Genomic DNA, 20,432 nt, shown 5'->3' on the forward strand with positions numbered 1-20,432 from the left:
CCATTGAAATCGATGTTGCTTAATTAGGATATCCCTTACACTGCCGCTAGGGCGATTGCCGCCATCATGCTTAGCGAAGGGAATTCATTATGCCTCCAATCATTTGTCATAGCGCGCTCGATGCGGTTGCTTTAATTCAAAGCGGCGAGACGCTGTGGACTCATTCCATGGGCGCCACTCCGCGCATTTTATTAGATGCGTTGGCGCAGCATGCTCTCACCAAAGAAAATCTCACCCTGTTACAGTTACATACTGAAGGCGCCGAATCCTTAAGCCATCCCAGTTTACAGGGGCATTTACGCCATCGATGTTTTTTCGGTGGGCTGCCAACGCGGGCATTACTGCAAAGTGGTGACGCGGATTATGTGCCGATTTTCCTGTCTGAAGTGCCTAAGTTATTTCGTTCCGGCGAGCAAAAAATTGATACCGCAATTATCCAAGTGTCGCCACCCGATAAGCATGGCATGTGTTCCTTAGGCATTTCGGTTGAAGCAACGCTCGCAGCTTGCCAAGTCGCGGGTAAGATCATCGCTCATATTAATCCACAAATGCCGCGAACCCATGGCGACAGCTTTATCCATATCGACCGTTTTGCCGCTGTGTATGAGCAGAGCGCGGCGTTGCCCATTCATTCCTTCGCGACGGGGGATGCGGTGAGTTTGGCGATCGGTAAAAATGTTGCCCAATTGGTGCGTAATGGCGATTGTTTACAAATGGGTATAGGAGCGATCCCCGATGCCGTGCTGTCTTGTTTAACCGAACATAAAGACTTAGGCGTCCACACAGAGCTATTTTCTGACGGTATATTACAACTGGTTGAAAAGGGCGTGATTAACAACAGCAAGAAGCGTTTTTATCCGGGGAAACTCGTCACAGGTTTCGCCCTGGGTAGCCAGAAATTATACGACTATGTTGATGATAATCCTGCGGTCATCTTTATGGACATAGAGCAAGTTAACGACACGGCCATTATCCGTAAAAATCCCAATGTGATGGCGATTAACTCGGCGCTGCAGGTCGACCTTTCAGGCCAAGTGTGTGCCGATTCCATTGGCACTAAAATCTATTCCGGTGTTGGCGGCCAGATGGATTTCATCCGCGGAGCAGGGTTATCTGAAGGTGGTCGTTCTGTGATTGCGCTGCCCAGCACTGCCGCGGGGGGAACGCTTTCTCGCATTGCAAGCGTGTTATCACCTGGCGCTGGGGTTGTCACCACTCGGGCCCATGTGCATTACATTGTGACCGAATACGGCGCCGCCAATCTACGCGGCCGTTCACTGCGCGAACGGGCACAAGCGCTGATCGCCATTGCTCACCCAGATTTTAGGGAACAATTAAGTCGTGATGCCTTTGAGGTGTGGGGATTAAATCTATAGCATTGTAAATCTTGGTGTTATGGCTTGCTGCCGAGTTTGCAGTGGTGCAAGCTCGTTTGAGCGTAAAGGATTGGTTTTAATACGTCGTTTAATCGCGGTAAAGAGTCATTCGTCTGTCCCGATATGGTATAAACTCTTGGCGGGTTTGACCGACAGACTTATAAATAAAGGAGTCAATAATTTAAATGGATGATATTGAATTAAAAGCATATTTAACAGAGAAAGTGTTATCTTTTTGTACGCGCTGGAACAGTATCGAAAATACCCTCTATACCGAAAGAACTGCCGAAGAAGATAAGCTACGGCAGGAATTGCCAGTGGCTGAATTCCATTATGCGAAGCAAACCGATTGGTTTGCTTTACTGAATGAGCAAATAGCGCCGTTATTTGACGATTTTTGCACCGAAAAACAGCGCGTTTACGGCGGAAAAGTGCGTAATTCCTTCGGGTTTCCTTCAAAATTTAATGGTTGCGCTCATCCTCTTGAAGTGCAAATTACTTTAAAAAATAAAAGCAGAGCCGAAATTTATATTAAAACCAACACTAACTTCGAAGATGAGTATTTGTTTATTGCTCTCAAAAAAGCCGATGAATGGCGTATCGATAGCTATAAAAATCGTCGCTATGGCAATGAGAAATGGAGCGTACAAATCCTTTAATTCAGCTTAATCTCAATGCTTGACGTTAGTAAAAAATGACTAAAGCATTGAGTTTAGTAACGTCGGTTTAATTTAAGTGATGCACTGAGACACAAAAAATATTGTATAAATGGAACATCTTTATGCCATTAGATAATGCTCTTATTGCTCGAATCAAAGCCGAGACATTGCGGTTTACAACGGTTGAGGTTGAGCAATTTTTATTAGCTCATCCTGATAAAACCTTTTATGCCTTTGCTTTTGACACCCATGCTGAATACGCAGAATTAAATCTTTGTTTTAATACAGAGGCAGATTTTCAGCAGCGATTGGCCTATTACCAGTCTGGGGAATGGGCTGAGTCATACCAAAGCCCTGAGGCTATCCAAGAACTTAAATTCAATACAGGTGACTGGGAGTATCAATGTTTTAGTACATGTTACCTGCTTTCAGAGGATGAGTTGCAGACGATTCAACAGAGCTTACCCGAGGATGACTTTAGTGAGTGGGAGGAGATAGCACGGCAAATACGCGCAGTGTTTAACGAATGTCTAGTGTTGTTTACCCAAACTGAAGTCTATCAAGCGATCCCTAAAATCGATGGTTTTATGGCCTTTAGTATCGACCATGACGAAGATGTATCGGATATTGTGATGTCACCAGCCTTGTCGTAGTGCTCAAATTTATTGTTTTAATTTGGCTGTGTGTCTATTGTAAATCGAATGCAGCTACTTGCGGGCACGCTTAATCTTCTCTTAAATAATGGTCCATTCATGGCCTTCTACGATGACATGTCATCACTCTTTCATTTTTGTTGTCATTCCCACAATGCTTTCTCTTGCTTCTGACTTCCACAATACATCCTTAATTTAAATGTTATACATATAATGTATTTTATAGATTGGTTAACTGGGTCAATAAACGGCCATGAAAAACTCATTACAATTGCATTGGATTTGTATATTCATTTTTAAATTTGATATGGGGTATTTAAATGGAAGGTTTGCGCCGCCTGCTAGGAAACATGACGGTAACCAATAAGTTAAGGCTTGGTTTTGGGATCTTGTTATTGCTGATATTTATTGTGGCAGCGGCTGGATACAGGGGACTTACCTCAATCGATATCAGCAGTAGTCGGTTGGAGTTTATTGCCAATGTCGATAAAACACTGCTTGCGGCTAAGGCCGCAAGATTAGAATTTATCGCAAATGGCGATTTAAAAAAATTGGATGAACTACAGAGCTTAATTGAAAATACAAAAAGCGGTTTACAGCAACAGTTGTTAGCGTCTAACGATGCATACGATCGGCTGTATCTTCAAGAATCGTTAGTGGTGACGGAGCGGTATCATCAATCAATAAATCAGTTTAGTGATGTGTTTAAGCATAAACAGGAATTGAAAGTCACGGGTGCTCAAGTGGGGGCCAAGTTGGTTGCCACCTATGCGGAGCTGGTCGATAGAATGACCAACAGGGCGCAAGCGACGCAAAATACTGAATTATTAAAAGATGCCTTAAGTGTTAGCCAGCAAATGACCATGTTACGTTATCACATCCGAGGCTATGTCTATGATGCTAGTGATCTCAATTTAAAAACGGCAAAAGATGCCATTGCCAGATTGTCACAGACTATCGCCACTCTTAAGGGAGAGGATACCGCACAAGCCATCCAGATATTGGACCGTTACGACCATGATATTGATGCTATGGTCAATGTTAATCGTGATATGAATAACCTAGCGCAGTCAATGGGCGGCGCAGCACAAACATTGATGGTGAATATTCGTGAATTAGTTGACATCCAAAAGCATAAACGGGCTGACGCTGATGCCCAAGCAAAGGCTGTGGTACTCGGTGCGTTAATTGTCGCCTTGGTTGTCGGCCCCTTACTTGCGTGGTTAATCAGTGGACAAATTGTCGGGCCACTTAAACAAACCCTCCTTACAGCGAGAAAAATTGCCACAGGTGATTTAAGCAGCACTATCCACTCAGAGCGTCAGGACGAGATGGGGGAATTATTGCGTGCCATGGGTGAAATGAATAGCACCCTTAAGCAAGTGTTGACACAAATAGGCGATAGCGTGGTGCAGTTGGCTTCATCGGCTGAGGTGCTTTCTGCGGTCACTGAACAAAATCGTGCGGGTATGCAAAATCAGCGTAGTGAAACTGACCAAGTTGCCACCGCGATTAATGAAATGGCGGCGACAGTGCAAGAGGTTTCTACCAGTGCTGAAAATGTTGCGCTAGCGGCTAAAGAGGCGGATCACACCACTGCAATAGGTAATAAAAAAGTTATTGAAGCGGTCAGTCAAATCGAACTTTTAGCCAAGGAAATAGCGACCACGGCACATGCGATGGAGCGCTTACAATCGGAGAGTGACAGTATCGGTTCCGTCCTTGATGTGATCAAATCGGTTGCACAACAGACCAATTTACTCGCGCTAAATGCGGCCATTGAAGCTGCAAGAGCAGGTGAGGCGGGACGGGGATTTGCAGTGGTGGCCGATGAGGTGAGAAGCCTTGCGAGTCGAACACAATCCTCTACTGAAGAAATTGAAAATATGATTGTTAATTTGCAAAAGGGGACACTGGAGTCGGTACAAATGATGACCAAAAGCCGAACATTAAGTGATGGCGCAGTGTCATTATCCCGCGAAGCGGGTGAAATGTTAGTGGATATTGCCGATGCGGTTAGCCGTATCCAGGATATGACACATCAAATTGCCGCTGCCTCGGAAGAACAAAGCGCCGTGGCAGAAGATATTAATAAAAGTATTGTGAGAGTTAGGGATATTGCCGAACAAACCGCTGATGGCGCGGCAGAAACTGCACGTTCCGCCGACGATCTTGCTAGCCTTGGTGTTACGCTAAAAGAATTACTAAGACGTTTTCAGTTATAGGTTTGACAGATCTTATTCGCGAGCATTAACGACCATGATAAAGATATCGTCGGTATGCCTGCGGGTAAGCTATTTTAAAAACATTGATTTATAATGTATAAATTATTAATTTATAATGTTTTATTTATTATGGCCTACTTATGTTAGTAGGCCATGATTTCCAATTGCTCGATTATCTGGTTGCCTTGCTCAAGCCCTACATGGTTAACAATCATCGCTTTAATTAGCTCAACATAGGTTGGCTGGATATTGACGTTATCATCGAAAAGGGCTTTATCCGTTTCAGTGATAAGAGCCGCAATTTCATTAAAGCAGCGAGACATTTTGGCTAAATCGGTAAAAAGAAGGCAGGGCTCCCAACGGCCTGCACCATGGCGAGCGAAAAGAATGTGCCCGTCCTTTAAATGATAAATTAAGGGGTCGCCATGTGAACTTGCAAGCACTAACCAATTGTTATCCCAAGCCGATTCTTGCGCTCGGGTGATACCATGCCAGCGATAACCCAGTTGAAAGTCTATCAGCTCTTCAACTCGTGGGAATTCAAATAAGGCAAAACCTATATCAAGTTGGCGCGAGTCAGGAATTGCTGTGCTTAAAAAGTGGCAGAGTTCTTCGGGCAACACTATATCCATCGCTGTTACATTCCTTGTTTGTTTAAGCTTTCAGTTGGTTTTCTGAAAATGGCATTTCACTGCCTAGTATGAGTTGTTATGAGGATTTCCCCATGCACTCTGCTAACAGTTTGACGAAAAAGTCGCTGCCTTTGCGTTCGCAAAAGGCGATGTTACGTTCTGGGATGGTTTCGGGATCTGTGTAGCTGGCGAGAGCGAGCTCCATGCTGGCTTCGCGGATGATGTGCAGGGTTGGGTAGGGCGCGCGGTTGGTGAAGTTGGCTGCCCCGTCCTGTGGTTCACCATCGAAACAATAGTCTGGGTGAAAGGTGGCGAGTTGGTAAGTGCCTTCGTACTCGTGTTCGATAAGCGTATCAGTTGCCATGTCGATGAGGTCGAGATAGGCATAAAACCCCTCAAAACCACGGGGCAGAATAAACAGTGTGGTTTCTGCTTCGGGGTGGGCGTCGAGGTATTGGCATTCTTCGATCAATGCCTTAAGCACTTGTTTGACTTTAGTTTGTTCCACCACCAGATACCGAATACTGCCGCGCTCGACTTCTTGTCTGGCGAAGGGGCAAATATTGTATTTCATGATCACTTTTTTCACCCAGTCGTCGGTTTGTTGAGTGATCATGTCAATTTCGTTCATGGCGGTTGTTTGCTCGTGCTTAAAAATTAGGGGGCGATCATAGGGATGATAGACGCCACAAGCAAGAGCGCCATACTGATATTAAAAATCTTCTGTTGGCGCTCATTTTTTAAAATGCGTTTAAGGGCTACACCAAAGCCGAGCCAGACGATAGCGCAGGGAAATGCGACGCACAAAAATACCGTTGCGATAGTGATGACCTGCGGGGTCAAATCCTGCTGTACTGACGTGAACGTCGCAATCGCGCCCACGGCCATGATCCAGCCCTTAGGGTTGACCCATTGAAAGGCCGCGGCTTGGATAAAACTAAAGGGTTTAGCAATGGCTTTGCCTTCCATCTTGCTACTGCTGTTGGCAATCAACCAAGACAGATACAAAAGGTAACCTATGCCGACGACTTTAATCACTTGATGGATGATAGGATAGCTTTGGAATAGGGCGCTTAAGCCCAAACCTATCGCGAGGATCATAGTCGGGAAGCCAAGGCTTATTCCCATAAGATGCGGAATACTGCGTTTTACGCCAAAGTTTACCCCTGAGGTCATCAGCATAATATTGTTAGGCCCAGGGGTGATCCCCGATGAAAAGGCAAACAACGCGATAGCGAGTATTAACTCCATAGATAGATCCACACCTTTATTTTAGTTTTATGGCATTGTGATTATTTGCGGCATTGAGCCTGCGATTTACTCATCGGCCGGTACGCAATACTGTGTTGCTATTATTTAAAATTGCGACATTTGATTGCAACGCAGGCGAGGCATTCTAGCGATTAAATGTTGCCGCGCCTATACGACATAGCGAGTTTATAAACTAAAAAGAATAACAAAATATGTACATGCCTCGATGGGATTAATGGCGTGAGAATAGGGCTAGCGAGTTTGATGGTTTTCTGTGTTAGTACGAATATCAAGATATATTGGAATATGCTGATTTAACACTATGATGGATATCAGCTTTCAGTTTTAGTAATAGTAACTATCCTTAGACAGCATTTTATAGATTGAGGTAACAGGGCATGATGAATCCATCATTACATAGTGAGCTAAGTGGAGTGCTAAATCGACAGCTCAGTCGAGTTCCTTGCTGGGCTCCCGACCGAGTGTTAAGTCGGTATTTGAGAGTGTTAATACTGCTTTTTAGCAGCGTTTTAGGTCTTACTGGGTGCGTGACTGTGACGGATAACGCGGCGCAGTCGTTGCGAACCACAATCGTGATGTCTGGCGATCTCAGTGAATTACCGTCAACGGCAATGACATTTACTTGGCATCCTAAATTTCAAAAAATCATCACAGATAAACGCTTAGATCCGCAGCCAGTGTTGCAACACATGCAAGCCGTATTAAAGCAAACTTTGCAGAGTAAGGGATATCGCTGGGTCGAAGATCCACTACTGGCGGATTTTCAGGTTGGCTTTGGCGTCGCTATGGGAACTGAAATGAGCGATGAACAAATTTTGGCAGTGACAGGGTTAGTCGCTGGGCTGTCAACCGACGGTGTGAATACCCAAAAGTATGACAAAGGTACCGTGGTGATAGCGCTCTTTAAACCCACTAAAATACAGGGCGTTGATGAGCCAATTTGGCGAGTGCTTGCCCAAGGTTTTGGTAACATTAAAAAGATGGATGAGCTAACCGAAAATTTCGACAGTCTCATTGCCAGTATGTTGGCCAATATGCCGTCGGTTAATGTGGCTCTTTAGTCAGTGTTTGAGCTTTAGTTCAGTTCTAAGTGAATTGAGTCAGCATTTTTGGTTGGAGCATTCGCCAGATAAACGGGATTAGTGCTTAATTGAGGTGTCTTGGTCCCATGTTTGTGGTGCTAGCTCCCATTTTTGAACTGTGGGACATGGTACTTTAGTGACAGCCATCTCAATAAAGGGCGCGACAGTGAAAACTGCCGCGCTTTTTCATTTTAATGGATGGAAGTTCCATTTTGATTTCAGACTGTTTCAGTCGTGCTCGACTGTGATCTCGTAGGATGAAAACTTACGAATGTTAATCACGCCCGTATCAAACATTAAATACTGCCCCTTGATCCCCTGCAAAATTCCGCTGACGACCACATCTTTATCGAAATTGTGCGAAGTGATCTTCTTCGGAAAGGTGTCAATTGGATAATGAATTGGCTGAATCGTTTCGTGCAAACGCTCGATACTGTAATCGCCTTTTTGCATGCCGATTTCGTGCAACTTAGCCTCAATTTGTGGGATCAGTTCCGCAGCCTTAGCATTTAAATCGATATCGTCGGCATGGCCTTTTAACATGGCTTGCCAATGGGTTTTATCATTAACCAGTTTTGCCAATTCTACTTCGACTAAGCCTGAGAGCTGTCTTGTTGAGACTTTAAAAATCGGTAAACCTTGGGTAGCACCTTGGTCAATCCAACGGGTGGGCAGTTGAGTGTGGCGGGTAATGCCGACTTTAACGCCCGAAGTATTCGACAGATATACATAATGCGGCACAAAACAGTGGCTCTGGGCCCACTCTGGTTCGCGGCAAGTGCCTTGGTCGTAATGACAAGTTTCCGGCTTCATGATGCACATATCGCAACTCGCCAACTTTTGCATACAGACAAAACAATGGCCCTGCGAGTAACTCTTCTTGCTCTTTTTACCGCAGTTGCAGCAGAAGATATTGCCCGTGTGGGTCAAGGTTAATTGCTTGCCTATCAATGGATTGAGCGGGAGTAACTCATCACCAACAACGAGTTGATATTGCACTTGTTGCGCGTCATCTAACTGCACGCGCATCTTTTTTAGCGTTCCTAACATGGTCATCCTAATGTGTTGCGTTCTGGTGCAGCTTAGTCGCTCATTATGCGTTCTAGTGCACGCTTTCGTTATATCGTCATTGCGTGGTCGCCAGTATACAAGATTATCCAAGCCAGTTTAGATAGGATTTTTCGATAAGTAAGTCGATTGATGGCGTTAATGACCTGAGTCGATTGAATGAGTGCACCTAAACCTCTTTTGTTTTACTTAACCATTTGTACACTAAGGCAATAATACCGAAAGTTAGCAAGGCTACTGGCAAGTAAATGATTATGCTCATAAATTGTGTTTGGTATTTTGTTGCTAATTGGGTATGGCTAATGAGATACCCAAAACCAACAACGGAAAAAATCCACACCATTGAGCTGATGAAGTTAATGAGTAAAAAACGACGGGAAGAAATACCCGTTGCACCTAAAATATAGGGGTAAACGGTACGAACAAAAGGAATATAACGTGCGAGTAGCAGGGTTATCACTCCATAGTTATCAATTAGGTGGGTCGCTTTTTCCTGATGTTTGATATCAATATTCGACAGCAGTTTTTGGTAAATTTGGGTATGCCCTAAAAATCGACCCTGTAAATAACCTATAGCTGTACCTGTAAAGGTTGCTAGAACCAATAACGGCATAATACCGATATGAAGAATATCTTGATAAATCAGCACTCCAGTGAGAAAGAGTAGGCTATCTCCGGGTAAAAATGCGGTGGGAATAAAGCCATTTTCTAACACTAAAAAGCCACAAATTAATGCGCTGACCATGAGGGCGATTTTAGGATTGGCTAAAACCGCTAGATCATTGTGTATCATGGCTTGGGCCAGTTCGTATAACTGCTCCATACGTACTACTCCCTAAAATAATTGATAAAACATAAAGATGGAAAAGCTCGAAAGCGGCAATTTTGAACCTGAGCTATGGTGTTTCGTGGGTTATTCTACCAAGGGAGCATGAATCGAAAGGCAGTTACAACATTAAATTTTGTTGGTGTTAGTGTGTTTATGGTTCAGTAATCGGGTTTTGTGGGCTTTTTATAGTAAAAATATTAAGCATTATTATATGGTTAATAAATTTTAAATGATGACATCAACTTACAAACCCACTTGCCTGATTCCTATGCGCATTCTAACGATTCCAACTATCCAGTATTGATTGCACTGGCTTAACTTAATTTGAACACCTTGCCGCGAATATCGGTTTTTAAGCATTGTTTTAAGTGCTCTTAAAGTGCTGTTTGAAAGTGCCATTGCGAGTGCACTCTCTAAATGTATTGGTGTGCTAAGTGTTAGCTTGCCGTAAAAGTAAACAAGATTAACGGCTTAATCTATCGAGCACGAGATCATCCCCAAGAGCATAGAGGGATTCTACCAGTTGATCTTCTTGGGCTAGATCTGTGAGTCCAAGGCCAATGGTTGCCCGAAACAAAGCTATACCTGTGTGGCCTGCGGTTTCATATTGACTACTAAACTGCTCAATATTGATGCCAATTGCATTGATTTTATTGGATATATCGAGCACGAGTCCGGGTCTGTCATAGGCCACTAGGTTGTAACTTAAGCGTTTGATGGGCTTAAGAGCGACCGAGGTTTTGGAGTAGGTGAGGGACAGGCTATCGATGCATTCTAGGGCCTCAATGAGCTCGTCCATCCGCAGTGACGGCACTTCGAGTAACAATATCGCGGCAAAGACACCGTCAATATGGCGTAATTCTGAGTCGAGCCAGTTGCCGCCATGACGACTCACAGCATGGGCGATTTGTTCTACTAATCCTTTTCTATCAGGTGCTTGTAGTGTGATTAAGTATCGTAGCATAGTGACTGACTCCTATTTTTTGTAAAAGGCACCTGTTTTAAAACGGGGTGTAACACAACTGTCATCTTTGCGTCATATAATCCAACGCACTTAGAATAAAGGATGTTGTTATTGCTCAGTTTACGTTCAAACAGTGTAAGCATAGCACTCGGCAAATCCTAGCGAAAAAACTCGCTAGCTATTAATAATAGAGGTTCTTAATGGAAAGTCAGGTCACTCAACCTGGTCCTGCATCGCACAGTATGCTTAAAGGCGGACGCTCGAATCGCAGGGCATTTAAGGATAAAGCGGCGCAAATCAGCGTCACTATCGGCGGCACTATGGTATTTGTCGCCTTATTGTTGATCTTCTTTTATCTGTTGTATGTGATTAAACCCATTTTCGACAGTGCTGATGTCACACCCGTTAAGAGTGTGAGCTATCAACACGCGGATGTGCCGACCTTAATGGTGGGTGCTGAAGAGCAAAATGAGGTGATGTACCGTGTGAGCGTTCATGGTCAAGTGGACTTCTATACTGTTGCCGACGGTAGCTTACTTTCTAGCTTTACCCCGACGTTACCAGCGGGTGTTACAGTCACCAGCGCCGCCGTTGCTGTACCGAGCGAACAACGTTTTGCGCTGGGATTAAGTAATGGTCAGGTCATAGTGGCGGGCCTAGAGTTTGGTTTAACGTACCCCAATAACAAACGTTTAATCACACCTAAACTGCGTTATCCCGCAGGTGAAACCCCTATTATCGTCGATGAGACGGGCAGTGCGATTCATAAGCTGACCTTCACTTATAGCTCAGACAAAATGAGTTTTGCTTATCAAGATGAGAGTGGTGTTTGGCGCCTCACTCGTCTCGAAGGGCAAGAGAACATGATGACTGAAGAAGTGGAGTGGGTTTCTACGACATCACAAATTCAAGATGCGCCGAAGAAAGTCTCCCACGAGTTGATGACGCCCGATCAACGTCAATTGATGTTGCAAACTGGCAATAAAATTTTCGTGTACGACATCCGTGATACTGACAGCTTAGATCTGCTGCAGGTGATTGATGTTGAACGTGCTAAGGCACAAGTTAATAACGTGGCTTTGCTGGCGGGTGCGAGTTCATTACTGGTCAGTTATGACACAGGTATTGTGGCGCAGTACTTCCAAGTTAATGGTGAAAAAGGGCGTTTATATCAAGAGATTCGTCAGTTTGATGACTTACCGCCCATCAGCTCGATTACCTCTGAATTCTACCGTAAGAGTTTTGCGACTGTGAGCCCTGAGGGTGAGCTAACACTACTCTATACCACGAGTCATCGTGAACTGTTTGATGCAAAGTTTGACCTTAAAAACCCCGGTAAAATGGGCTTTACCCCACGCTCAAATGGCATAGTCGTTGAGGCGGACAAAAAGCTGCATATCTTCAGTGTGGAAAACTCCCACCCAGAAGTGTCATGGAGCGCTATGTGGGACAAGGTGTGGTATGAAGGTTATCCAGAGCCTAAATATGTATGGCAATCGACCTCAGGCTCTGACGATTTCGAAGCTAAGTTGAGCTTAATGCCATTGGCCTACGGCACAATGAAAGCGGCATTTTATGCCATGTTATTTGCCGTGCCTTTATCCGTTGCAGGTGCGATTTACACGGCTTACTTTATGTCGCCTAAGGTGCGCGGTTTTGTGAAACCGACCATTGAAATTATGGAAGCTTTACCAACGGTGATTTTAGGTTTCTTGGCGGGTCTGTGGTTAGCGCCACTGATTGAAGAGCATCTCCCCGGCATTTTAATTCTACTGATCTTATTGCCGACCTCGATACTCACATCTGCCTATGGCTGGAGTAGGTTGCCGGGTAAGTGGAAACAACGTTTACCCGAAATGTACCAAGAGCTGATGTTAATCCCTGTGGTCTGTTTCGTGGGTTGGTTCTCTTTTGCGGTCAGCCCAATCATCGAAGTGGCGCTGTTTGATGGTAATACCCGTCAATTCATCACTAACGAACTGGGGATCACCTTCGACCAACGTAACGCGCTGGTGGTCGGTATTGCCATGGGCTTTGCGGTGATCCCAACGATTTTCTCCATCGCTGAAGATGCTATTTTCTCTGTACCGCGTCATTTATCTAACGGCAGCTTAGCCTTAGGTGCGACGCCTTGGCAGACATTGACACGCGTAGTGTTGTTAACCGCCAGTCCGGGTATTTTCTCGGCCATTATGATGGGCCTTGGCCGTGCCGTTGGCGAGACCATGATTGTACTGATGGCCACCGGTAACACTGCCATCATGGAATGGAGCGTGTTCGAAGGGATGCGAACCTTGGCGGCAAACATTGCGGTTGAAATGCCTGAATCGGCTATCGGTAGCTCGCATTATCGTGTGCTCTTCCTTGCTGCGTTCGTACTATTCATCTTTACATTCTTCTTTAACACCATTGCAGAAGTGGTGAGACAGCGTCTACGTGAACGCTATAGCTCGCTGTAACGGGGATAAGACAATGACATTAAATACTATTTCGCCAGTGACCTTGAGAGGTTTGTGCAATGGGTAAGTGGGTAAAATCAGGCTCGCCATGGATATGGATGACGGGCGGTGCCGTGAGCATCAGTTTGATTGCCGTCTTAGGCTTATTATTGTTAATCGCATGGCGTGGCTTAAGTTACTTTTGGCCTGCAACCGTTTACCAGTGGGAGCTTGAAGATAACACGGGTGTACGTTCGACCTTAATTGGTGAGGTTTACGATAGGGAAGAAGTACCGACTGAGCGTTTGATTGCTGCTGGCCATGTGTTTAAGCAACACCCGGGCGAGTTTGTGACCCGTTACTTAGTGAAAACCGGTAACCGTGAATTTGTGGGTTTGGATTTCCGCTGGATATTAGGTACGGACATTGTTAGCCGTTCTGTGCCAAGCGAGGTCGCACTGATCGAGCGGGCTAAAAACGGTAACTTCTACGGTTATCCGATAGCCGTGATTGAAAATGGCAAGCGTCTTGATTTAGTGAATGATGCGATTGAATCCTCCTTAATGGAGCATATCGAACGCGCTGTTGCCTTATCGGACAAAGCGGTTGATTTGCAGAAGCAAGATATTGGCTCGATTAACTACGCCATTGAAAAATTGCGTTTGCAGGAGCGTCGTTTCGAGCTGGATGGGGAACTGACCAACAGTGTTAAAGCTGAGTTGGTCGCCAAGAGAGCTCAACTGCAAGAAGATTACTTAGTGCTTGAAAAGGCGTTATTTGCCCTGCGTGATGATGCGGCGCGTGACTCAGTTATTGTCCGAGATATGCGCGGCGAAGAAGTTGAACTGAAGCTCGATACCGTTCTTGATGTGACCTATGTGAATCACTTAGGACTCATAGGCAAAATTGGTAAGTGGTTTGTCGGTATTGGACGCTTTATGAGTGACGATCCGCGTGAAGCCAACACTGAGGGCGGCGTGTTCCCCGCGATTTTCGGCACTGTATTTATGGTGATGTTGATGGCGGTGATCGTGACGCCATTTGGCGTGGTTGCGGCGGTTTATCTACATGAATATGCTAAGAAAGGCCCTATTACTAAGATGATCCGTATTGCGGTAATCAACTTAGCGGGTGTGCCCTCGATTGTGTATGGTGTATTCGGTTTAGGTTTCTTCGTGTACATGATGGGCGGTTCCATCGACCAATTGTTTTACGCTGAAGCTTTGCCTGCTCCTACCTTTGGTTCGCCAGGGGTGATTTGGTCGGCATTAACCCTCGCGATTTTGACGCTGCCTGTGGTTATTGTGTCGACTGAAGAAGGGTTAAGTCGTATTCCAAGCGCAGTACGTCAAGGTAGTTTGGCATTGGGCGCGACTAAGGCTGAAACCCTGTGGCGGATTGTGATCCCGATGGCGAGTCCAGCGATCATGACAGGTTTGATTTTAGCGGTCGCTCGTGCTGCCGGTGAAGTGGCACCGCTGATGTTGGTGGGTGTCGTGAAATTAGCGCCAACATTACCACTGGACTTTAACTTCCCGTTTGTGCATTTAGAACGTAAGTTCATGCACTTAGGGTTCCATATATATGATGTGGGCTTCCAGAGTCCTAACGTTGAAGCGGCACGTCCTCTGGTGTATGCGACCTCTTTCTTGCTGGTGTCTGTGATTGTGGCACTCAACTTGACGGCCATTAGCGTGCGTAACCACTTACGTGAAAAATATCGTTCGCTTGAGCACTAATCAGCGATTATCCTGAAAGTATTAGGACTAAATATGATTTCTATAGATTCGACAGCAATGAAAACCAATAACTTTGATTTAGCTAACTTAAGCCAGAACGACACCGCGCTGGAGATCCGTAACTTAGATTTGCGCTATGGTGATAAGCAAGCGCTGTTTAATGTATCGATGAAGATCCCCAAGAAGCAAGTTACTGCCTTTATCGGCCCCAGTGGTTGTGGTAAATCGACACTATTGCGCTGTATTAACCGCATGAATGACTTAGTTGATAATTGTCATATTGGCGGCGAGATATTGCTGCACGGCCAGAATATCTACGACAAAAAGATTGATGTCGCGGCTTTGCGCCGTAATGTCGGTATGGTGTTCCAACGCCCAAATCCTTTCCCTAAGTCGATTTACGAAAACGTTGTTTATGGCTTGAGATTGCAAGGGCTGAATAACCGTCGTGAACTCGACGAAGCGGCTGAGCGTTCATTGCGCGGCGCGGCGATTTGGGACGAAGTTAAAGACAGATTGCACGATAACGCCTTTGGTTTGTCTGGCGGTCAACAGCAACGTCTGGTGATTGCCCGTGCGATAGCCATTGAGCCAGAAGTGCTATTACTCGACGAACCAACATCGGCACTCGATCCGATTTCGACGCTGACGATTGAAGAGTTAATCACTGAGCTTAAGACGAAATACACTGTGGTTATCGTGACTCACAACATGCAACAGGCGGCGCGGGTATCGGATCAAACGGCCTTTATGTATATGGGTGAATTAGTTGAATATGCTGATACTAATACGATTTTCACCACGCCGAAAAAACGTAAGACTGAAGATTACATCACAGGACGTTACGGTTAATCACTTGAGTATCGGATAAGGCCACCAAGGCTTGGTATGGGTCAACAGTTAAGTAACAGGTTGGAACGCAATGGAAAACATGAATTTAAGTAAGCACATTTCGGGTCAGTTCACCGCTGAGCTGGATGATATCCGCAATCGAGTGCTCGCGATGGGTGGCTTGGTTGAACGTCAGCTGGAGCAAGCGATTGATGCCTTAAGTGCCCTCGATGCCGAGTTAGCTCAGCGGGTGATTGCAGGCGATCATAAAGTCAATGCAATGGAAGTCTCCATTGACGAAGAATGCACGCGTATTATTGCTAAGCGTCAACCTGCGGCCAGCGATTTACGCTTGATTATCGCTATTTCAAAAACCATCGCCGATCTTGAGCGTATTGGTGATGCCTGTGTGCGGATTGCAAAAGCGGCATTAGATAAACGTTTGAATAATCAGCAGCCTTTGTTAGTTAGTATTGAAAATATGGGGCGTCATGCGACTCGGATGTTACATGCGACTTTAGATGCCTTGGCCCGTATGGATGCAGATACCGCGTTAGAGCTGCATAAAGAAGATGCTAAGCTTGACCGTGAATATGAAGGCATCATTCGCCAGTTAATGACCTATATGATGGAAGATCCGCGTTCAATCCCAGACATACTCGACGTATTATGGGCTGCACGCGCAGTAGAGCGTGTCGGTGACCGCTGTAAAAATATTTGTGAATACATTATCTACTACGTGAAAGGTAAAGACGTTCGCCATACTTCCTACGAAGATATGGAAAAGGACATGAAAGGCTAACACAAGTATTAGTCTGCTATTGTAATGCCATTCGCTGAATAAAACGCTCCGCAGCCTCTGTGGAGCGTTTTGCTTTTAGGGCTTTTAAATGCGGCTTAATAAATGCCGACTGCTTTTATAGACTGATTTGACAGTACTAATAGCAATGATGAGTCAATTCGATTTGGTAAAAACGCATTGGAAAATTCTGCAGGCTAGTATAGCTGAGTGAACTGTCATTTTAGTTGCTAGGCGTTGGCTGGTATCCACGCATATAGGCTTGCCATGGTACTTACTCACCGACACGCAGCAAGTCCGTCCTTGGATGCTCGACCGCCCCGTCCATGGGGCGGACGGTCGTCTCGCTAATCACCATGGCTCACCTTTCGTGCATTCACGTAACCTGTAGATTTAAAAGACATACGCAACATACTTTGGGACATTTCTAAGTTAGACTTTTAGCACGAATTAGTGAGTCTTGAATTAAAATTTCTATGGGTAACGCCGCGCTCTGCGGCTGGTTTGAGCGCAGTGGATAACCAGTCTTACAACAGCGCTTTGTCAGGTGAATCACTCACCCATGAACACCCCTTTGCCAGTTTTTCTTAATTCGTTTAGCCATTGAGTTACTGTTTTTCTGTTGGCCTCTCGAATGGGATAATTTCTAACCTTGCAAACTTCACTAGCCCCAGGTGAAAAAGAGGAAGTCGTAACAATTATCCCACCTTTAGCGTTCTCATTAACTACATCTGCCCAGAGTGATTTAACTAAGACTTTATCTATTTTCGATTTCGTTCGCTTACATTGAATGAGCTGCACAGGAGGATGATCAAATTCCGAGTTTTTGCTCCAAACCCTAACATCAATACCACCATCATTCCTTCCTGCTCCAATCTGAACCTTATAACCTTTACGCTCAAAGTACTCAGCAGTAAGAGCTTCAAACTTTCGCCAATGCATTGCAGATAGCTTGTCAGTATTACTTGCTAAATAATTGATATACCTTTGGTCAAGAAAGCTACCATACATAGTATCTAACGATTCACTTTCAAATAACTGTTTAAGTTCGATTGGGGATTTCCATTCAGTTACCCTTGCAGATAACCAGTCCCAAGGACTCGCTTCTTCGCTTTCTTTTGTTAAGTTCACTAACCTATGTGCAATTTCCAGCGCTTCAACACCGATATTTATTTGGATACGTTCATAATATGCATCTTCATCGAAGCCATCGAATATAGAATTTTTGCCTTGATCAAAATGACTCTCTCCAAGAACCTTTAATACCTTTTTGAACAAAGCCCTCTTGTTAGGAGAATGCATAAGTTCTAAATCGAGCATAGTTGGAGCGTGTCCCACGAAGTCTTGAGTGGTGACGCCTAAGCGATACAACATTATTTGAAAGGTATCTTCGATGTGATTCGTTCGAATTCGAATCAGTTCTTCCTTCTGATTTTTGAAAATATTGATAAGCGGATCATTAATATCTAGGAGTTCTATCATTTCTGTATTATTAAGTGCAAAACCAGATTTATAACCGATTCTATCGCTTAAGAAAGATCTAAAACCTGTGTTGGTTGTTACCCACGTGCCCATAGAATTCCCTGCTAACCTAACGCCCGTATTTTCTGCTGGGCTGGAGCGCAGCGGAAAACCAGTACGACAATATGCGCTTGTTAGGCATTTTTTAACTTCGATGCAGCCTCAGATTTGGCCACTTTTAATTTGTGAATTTTTATCGGACGATCAATATTTGGCCATCCGCGGCTTGAAGCCAAGGCCAAACGATTGTGCATACTCAAACTATCTTCCTTCGGTAATTCGAACTCTTTGCCACAGAAATCGATTATGCAATAAGCACCATTTTCAGTCCCGTGACTGGACATATAGGCTGGGAGTTGAAACTCAATTCCTCGATATAAATCTTTAGAATGCGCAAGCTTAAATTCAGCACAAACTTTCACCATTCCTAGTCCTTCTACCTGACCGATAAACAAAAAATCAAGACGACCAGCACTGCTCATTGCTTCTGGAATCACTTCAATAGACGCCAAGAAAAATTGATCAGATAAGAACGCATGAATCGCACCATGTAAATCAACTTCTTTTTTGGGACTTCGATGTTGAATTTGACTTCCATCACGAGCAACATTCCAAAAAATATCGCGATTGCTCATTAAATCAATTTTGTCTTGAAGCATTGCTAACCCAGTGTGCACTCTGGCTACAAATTCTGCTTCACTACTATATATCTCCGTAGGTATTAATGATTGATGCCTTGCCCACCGAAATAGACTAGCCGGTGCCGGTCTTGGTTCAATTTTCATTACCTTACGAATACTTGGGCCGTCAAATCCTCTTTTGCCTAGTAGAACTATTAATGAATCTGGCGTCCAAGAAGCTATAAAAGTAGTATTTTCAGGTAACTGTTTAAAGAAATTTTCAGTAATCCTCAGGTCGTGATCACATCGCTGTAGCGTTAATTCACTATCAATGAATCCCATATTAAACCAAAAGTTTTCACCTGCGACATGAAAAATACAGACCTTTTCTTTGGGGAACGCATTAACCTTTAAATTTACGTCAATACTCCCTGTAGACCTCAGGAGAGCTTCAGTAGTCAAGCGACCACCGCAACATTCATTGATAAATACTTCTTCCATAAGTATTTCAGAGCCTATGTGTTTAATATTTTATTAGTGCGCATGCGCGTTTACCTCATTAGAACAGTAAAAACGAGCATAGTTAACTATCTGTATTAACTCGAAGTTATCATTTTTCAATAACATATACCATCAGGAAAAACGCGCATGCGCGTTTTCCAAACTTATTATCTAAGAACAAAAATCTTTAAGTGATTAATTTTAATAAAATTTAGATTTAAGAGTTTGAGATAACGCGCAAAGATATCGACTTAAAAGACTCAAAACCAAGCGATTGAAATACTACTCTATAAAATTGCAGTTTTGGCGACGAGTGATTCGTAGTTGAAAGCAGGAAATAGATGAACATTTGTAGGGTAATGAGATAACTGTTTGTTCATCAACTTCTCAGTGTTATTACGCTTTGGGGCAAATGCTTTTTAGGGTAGACATAGGTATTGATAACTTACCTAGGATTATCATTGCTGCACCAGTGACCTTCTAAAACAGGGATGTTTTAGTAGAGCCCTCAAGGATGAGTTTACGGCGAGTCACTGGGGAAGTAATGATAATTAACACTGCAAAACCCAGTCGTCTTGTTTTGATCACTCGCTTTTTAGTGGAGCCTATAGGGATACCTCTTATTAGCTCAAAGGATCATGAGTCAATCGGGAAACAATGACAATGAATACCATCTAACTGTCGAGAGTCTTATCGCAAACAACAGTGAACCAGTATAACGTCAACTGCAGTTCTGCTCGCTGCGTGCTCGCAGAACTGACAGATTACACTTTCTTAACTTCGCTTACCTTTGCCAAAATTCGCTTACCCAGTGCAGGCGGGCAGATATTCTGATAACTCAAGCAGGTTATAATCTGGGTCGCGGATATAGACAGAGTTTATCCGGCCTGTGGCGCCGGTTCGTAGCACTGGTCCTTCAATGATTTCAATCTGAAGTGCGTTTAAATGCGCGATCACTTCTTCTATATTGTGGCTGACCACAAAACACAGGTCGGCACTGCCGGGCGTGGCTGCTGCGGCTTTAGGTTCAAATTCTGCGCCCGCTTGGTGCAGGTTAATCTTTTGGTCGCCAAAACTTAACGCAATACGCTGATTGCCAAATACCACTTTTTTCATCCCGAGCACGGTTTGATAAAATTCGACACTGACGGCGATGTCTTTTACGGTTAAGACCAAATGATCTAAGCGGGTTACGCGCATTTTACTTTCCTTAGAATTGTTCA

Annotated in this window: 18 protein-coding genes; 9 read left to right on the forward strand and 9 right to left on the reverse strand. The window is 44.3% G+C overall.

Features of this window, described 5'->3' with window-relative positions; genetic code table 11:
* Positions 1-89: 89 nt before the first annotated feature.
* The 4 genes from KO531_RS01625 (at position 90) to KO531_RS01640 (ending at position 4,913) form a co-directional block, all read left to right on the forward strand.
* On the forward strand, positions 90-1,376 hold the full coding sequence (locus tag KO531_RS01625) for an acetyl-CoA hydrolase/transferase C-terminal domain-containing protein (RefSeq protein ID WP_212600061.1): 1,287 nt from the start codon (positions 90-92) through the stop codon (positions 1,374-1,376).
* A gap of 185 nt (positions 1,377-1,561) precedes the next feature.
* Positions 1,562-2,035: an NTF2 fold immunity protein gene (locus KO531_RS01630; protein ID WP_131525690.1), complete on the forward strand. Its 474-nt coding sequence runs from the start codon at positions 1,562-1,564 to the stop codon at positions 2,033-2,035.
* 122 nt (positions 2,036-2,157) lie between these two features.
* Positions 2,158-2,688, forward strand: coding sequence for a DUF4303 domain-containing protein (locus KO531_RS01635; RefSeq protein WP_219250214.1), 531 nt, complete (start codon positions 2,158-2,160; stop codon positions 2,686-2,688).
* Between the two features lie 320 nt (positions 2,689-3,008).
* Positions 3,009-4,913: a methyl-accepting chemotaxis protein gene (locus KO531_RS01640; protein WP_219250215.1), complete on the forward strand. Its 1,905-nt coding sequence runs from the start codon at positions 3,009-3,011 to the stop codon at positions 4,911-4,913.
* A gap of 143 nt (positions 4,914-5,056) precedes the next feature.
* Here KO531_RS01640 and KO531_RS01645 read toward each other — a convergent pair whose 3' ends face one another.
* The 3 genes from KO531_RS01645 to KO531_RS01655 all read right to left on the reverse strand — a co-directional run bounded on the left by KO531_RS01645 (position 5,057) and on the right by KO531_RS01655 (position 6,796).
* Positions 5,057-5,545: a hypothetical protein gene (locus KO531_RS01645; protein WP_219250216.1), complete on the reverse strand. Its 489-nt coding sequence runs from the start codon at positions 5,543-5,545 to the stop codon at positions 5,057-5,059.
* A gap of 76 nt (positions 5,546-5,621) precedes the next feature.
* Entirely contained in the window at positions 5,622-6,176 is a 555-nt protein-coding gene (locus KO531_RS01650; protein WP_168823098.1) for a DUF1415 domain-containing protein, read from the reverse strand.
* 26 nt (positions 6,177-6,202) lie between these two features.
* Positions 6,203-6,796 carry a LysE family translocator gene (locus KO531_RS01655; RefSeq protein ID WP_113938904.1) on the reverse strand — a complete coding sequence of 198 codons (594 nt, stop codon included), beginning with the start codon at positions 6,794-6,796 and terminating at the stop codon, positions 6,203-6,205.
* Positions 6,797-7,194: 398 nt separating this feature from the next.
* Here KO531_RS01655 and KO531_RS01660 point away from each other — a divergent pair, with 398 nt between their 5' ends.
* Positions 7,195-7,878 (forward strand): DUF4136 domain-containing protein, encoded by a 684-nt coding sequence (locus KO531_RS01660; protein ID WP_219250217.1) that lies wholly within the window; start codon positions 7,195-7,197, stop codon positions 7,876-7,878.
* A gap of 249 nt (positions 7,879-8,127) precedes the next feature.
* On the opposite strand, the gene KO531_RS01665 is transcribed toward KO531_RS01660, so the two are convergent.
* The 3 genes from KO531_RS01665 to KO531_RS01675 form a co-directional block, all read right to left on the reverse strand.
* Positions 8,128-8,949 carry a DUF2797 domain-containing protein gene (locus KO531_RS01665; RefSeq protein WP_105249677.1) on the reverse strand — a complete coding sequence of 274 codons (822 nt, stop codon included), beginning with the start codon at positions 8,947-8,949 and terminating at the stop codon, positions 8,128-8,130.
* A gap of 187 nt (positions 8,950-9,136) precedes the next feature.
* Positions 9,137-9,790: a DedA family protein gene (locus KO531_RS01670; protein ID WP_168823092.1), complete on the reverse strand. Its 654-nt coding sequence runs from the start codon at positions 9,788-9,790 to the stop codon at positions 9,137-9,139.
* Positions 9,791-10,259: 469 nt separating this feature from the next.
* The gene (locus KO531_RS01675; protein ID WP_028760534.1) at positions 10,260-10,760 is read right to left on the reverse strand and encodes an ACT domain-containing protein; all 501 of its coding nucleotides are present in this window, start codon (positions 10,758-10,760) and stop codon (positions 10,260-10,262) included.
* Between the two features lie 200 nt (positions 10,761-10,960).
* Between KO531_RS01675 and KO531_RS01680 the strand changes: the two genes are divergently transcribed.
* The 4 genes from KO531_RS01680 (at position 10,961) to phoU (ending at position 16,570) form a co-directional block, all read left to right on the forward strand.
* Complete coding sequence (locus tag KO531_RS01680; protein WP_219250218.1) at positions 10,961-13,219, forward strand: ABC transporter permease subunit; 2,259 nt, start codon at positions 10,961-10,963, stop codon at positions 13,217-13,219.
* A 59-nt stretch (positions 13,220-13,278) separates the two neighbouring features.
* Positions 13,279-14,937 (forward strand): phosphate ABC transporter permease PstA, encoded by a 1,659-nt coding sequence (gene pstA / locus KO531_RS01685; protein ID WP_105249674.1) that lies wholly within the window; start codon positions 13,279-13,281, stop codon positions 14,935-14,937.
* Between the two features lie 33 nt (positions 14,938-14,970).
* Positions 14,971-15,789, forward strand: a complete 819-nt coding sequence (gene pstB / locus KO531_RS01690; RefSeq protein ID WP_028760531.1) for a phosphate ABC transporter ATP-binding protein PstB — start codon at positions 14,971-14,973, stop codon at positions 15,787-15,789.
* Positions 15,790-15,859: 70 nt separating this feature from the next.
* Entirely contained in the window at positions 15,860-16,570 is a 711-nt protein-coding gene (gene phoU, locus KO531_RS01695; RefSeq protein ID WP_028760530.1) for a phosphate signaling complex protein PhoU, read from the forward strand.
* 549 nt (positions 16,571-17,119) lie between these two features.
* Here phoU and KO531_RS01700 read toward each other — a convergent pair.
* The 3 genes from KO531_RS01700 to KO531_RS01710 all read right to left on the reverse strand — a co-directional run bounded on the left by KO531_RS01700 (position 17,120) and on the right by KO531_RS01710 (position 20,409).
* Positions 17,120-18,142, reverse strand: coding sequence for a restriction endonuclease (locus tag KO531_RS01700; protein WP_219250219.1), 1,023 nt, complete (start codon positions 18,140-18,142; stop codon positions 17,120-17,122).
* Between the two features lie 80 nt (positions 18,143-18,222).
* A complete protein-coding gene (locus tag KO531_RS01705) occupies positions 18,223-19,209 on the reverse strand; it encodes a hypothetical protein (RefSeq protein WP_219250220.1) in 987 nt (328 codons plus the stop codon).
* Positions 19,210-20,013: 804 nt separating this feature from the next.
* On the reverse strand, positions 20,014-20,409 hold the full coding sequence (locus KO531_RS01710) for a VOC family protein (protein WP_219250221.1): 396 nt from the start codon (positions 20,407-20,409) through the stop codon (positions 20,014-20,016).
* Positions 20,410-20,432 lie beyond the last annotated feature (23 nt).

The sequence above is a fragment of the Shewanella sp. NKUCC06_TVS genome, assembly GCF_019345515.1.
Lineage (GTDB): Bacteria > Pseudomonadota > Gammaproteobacteria > Enterobacterales > Shewanellaceae > Shewanella > Shewanella oncorhynchi.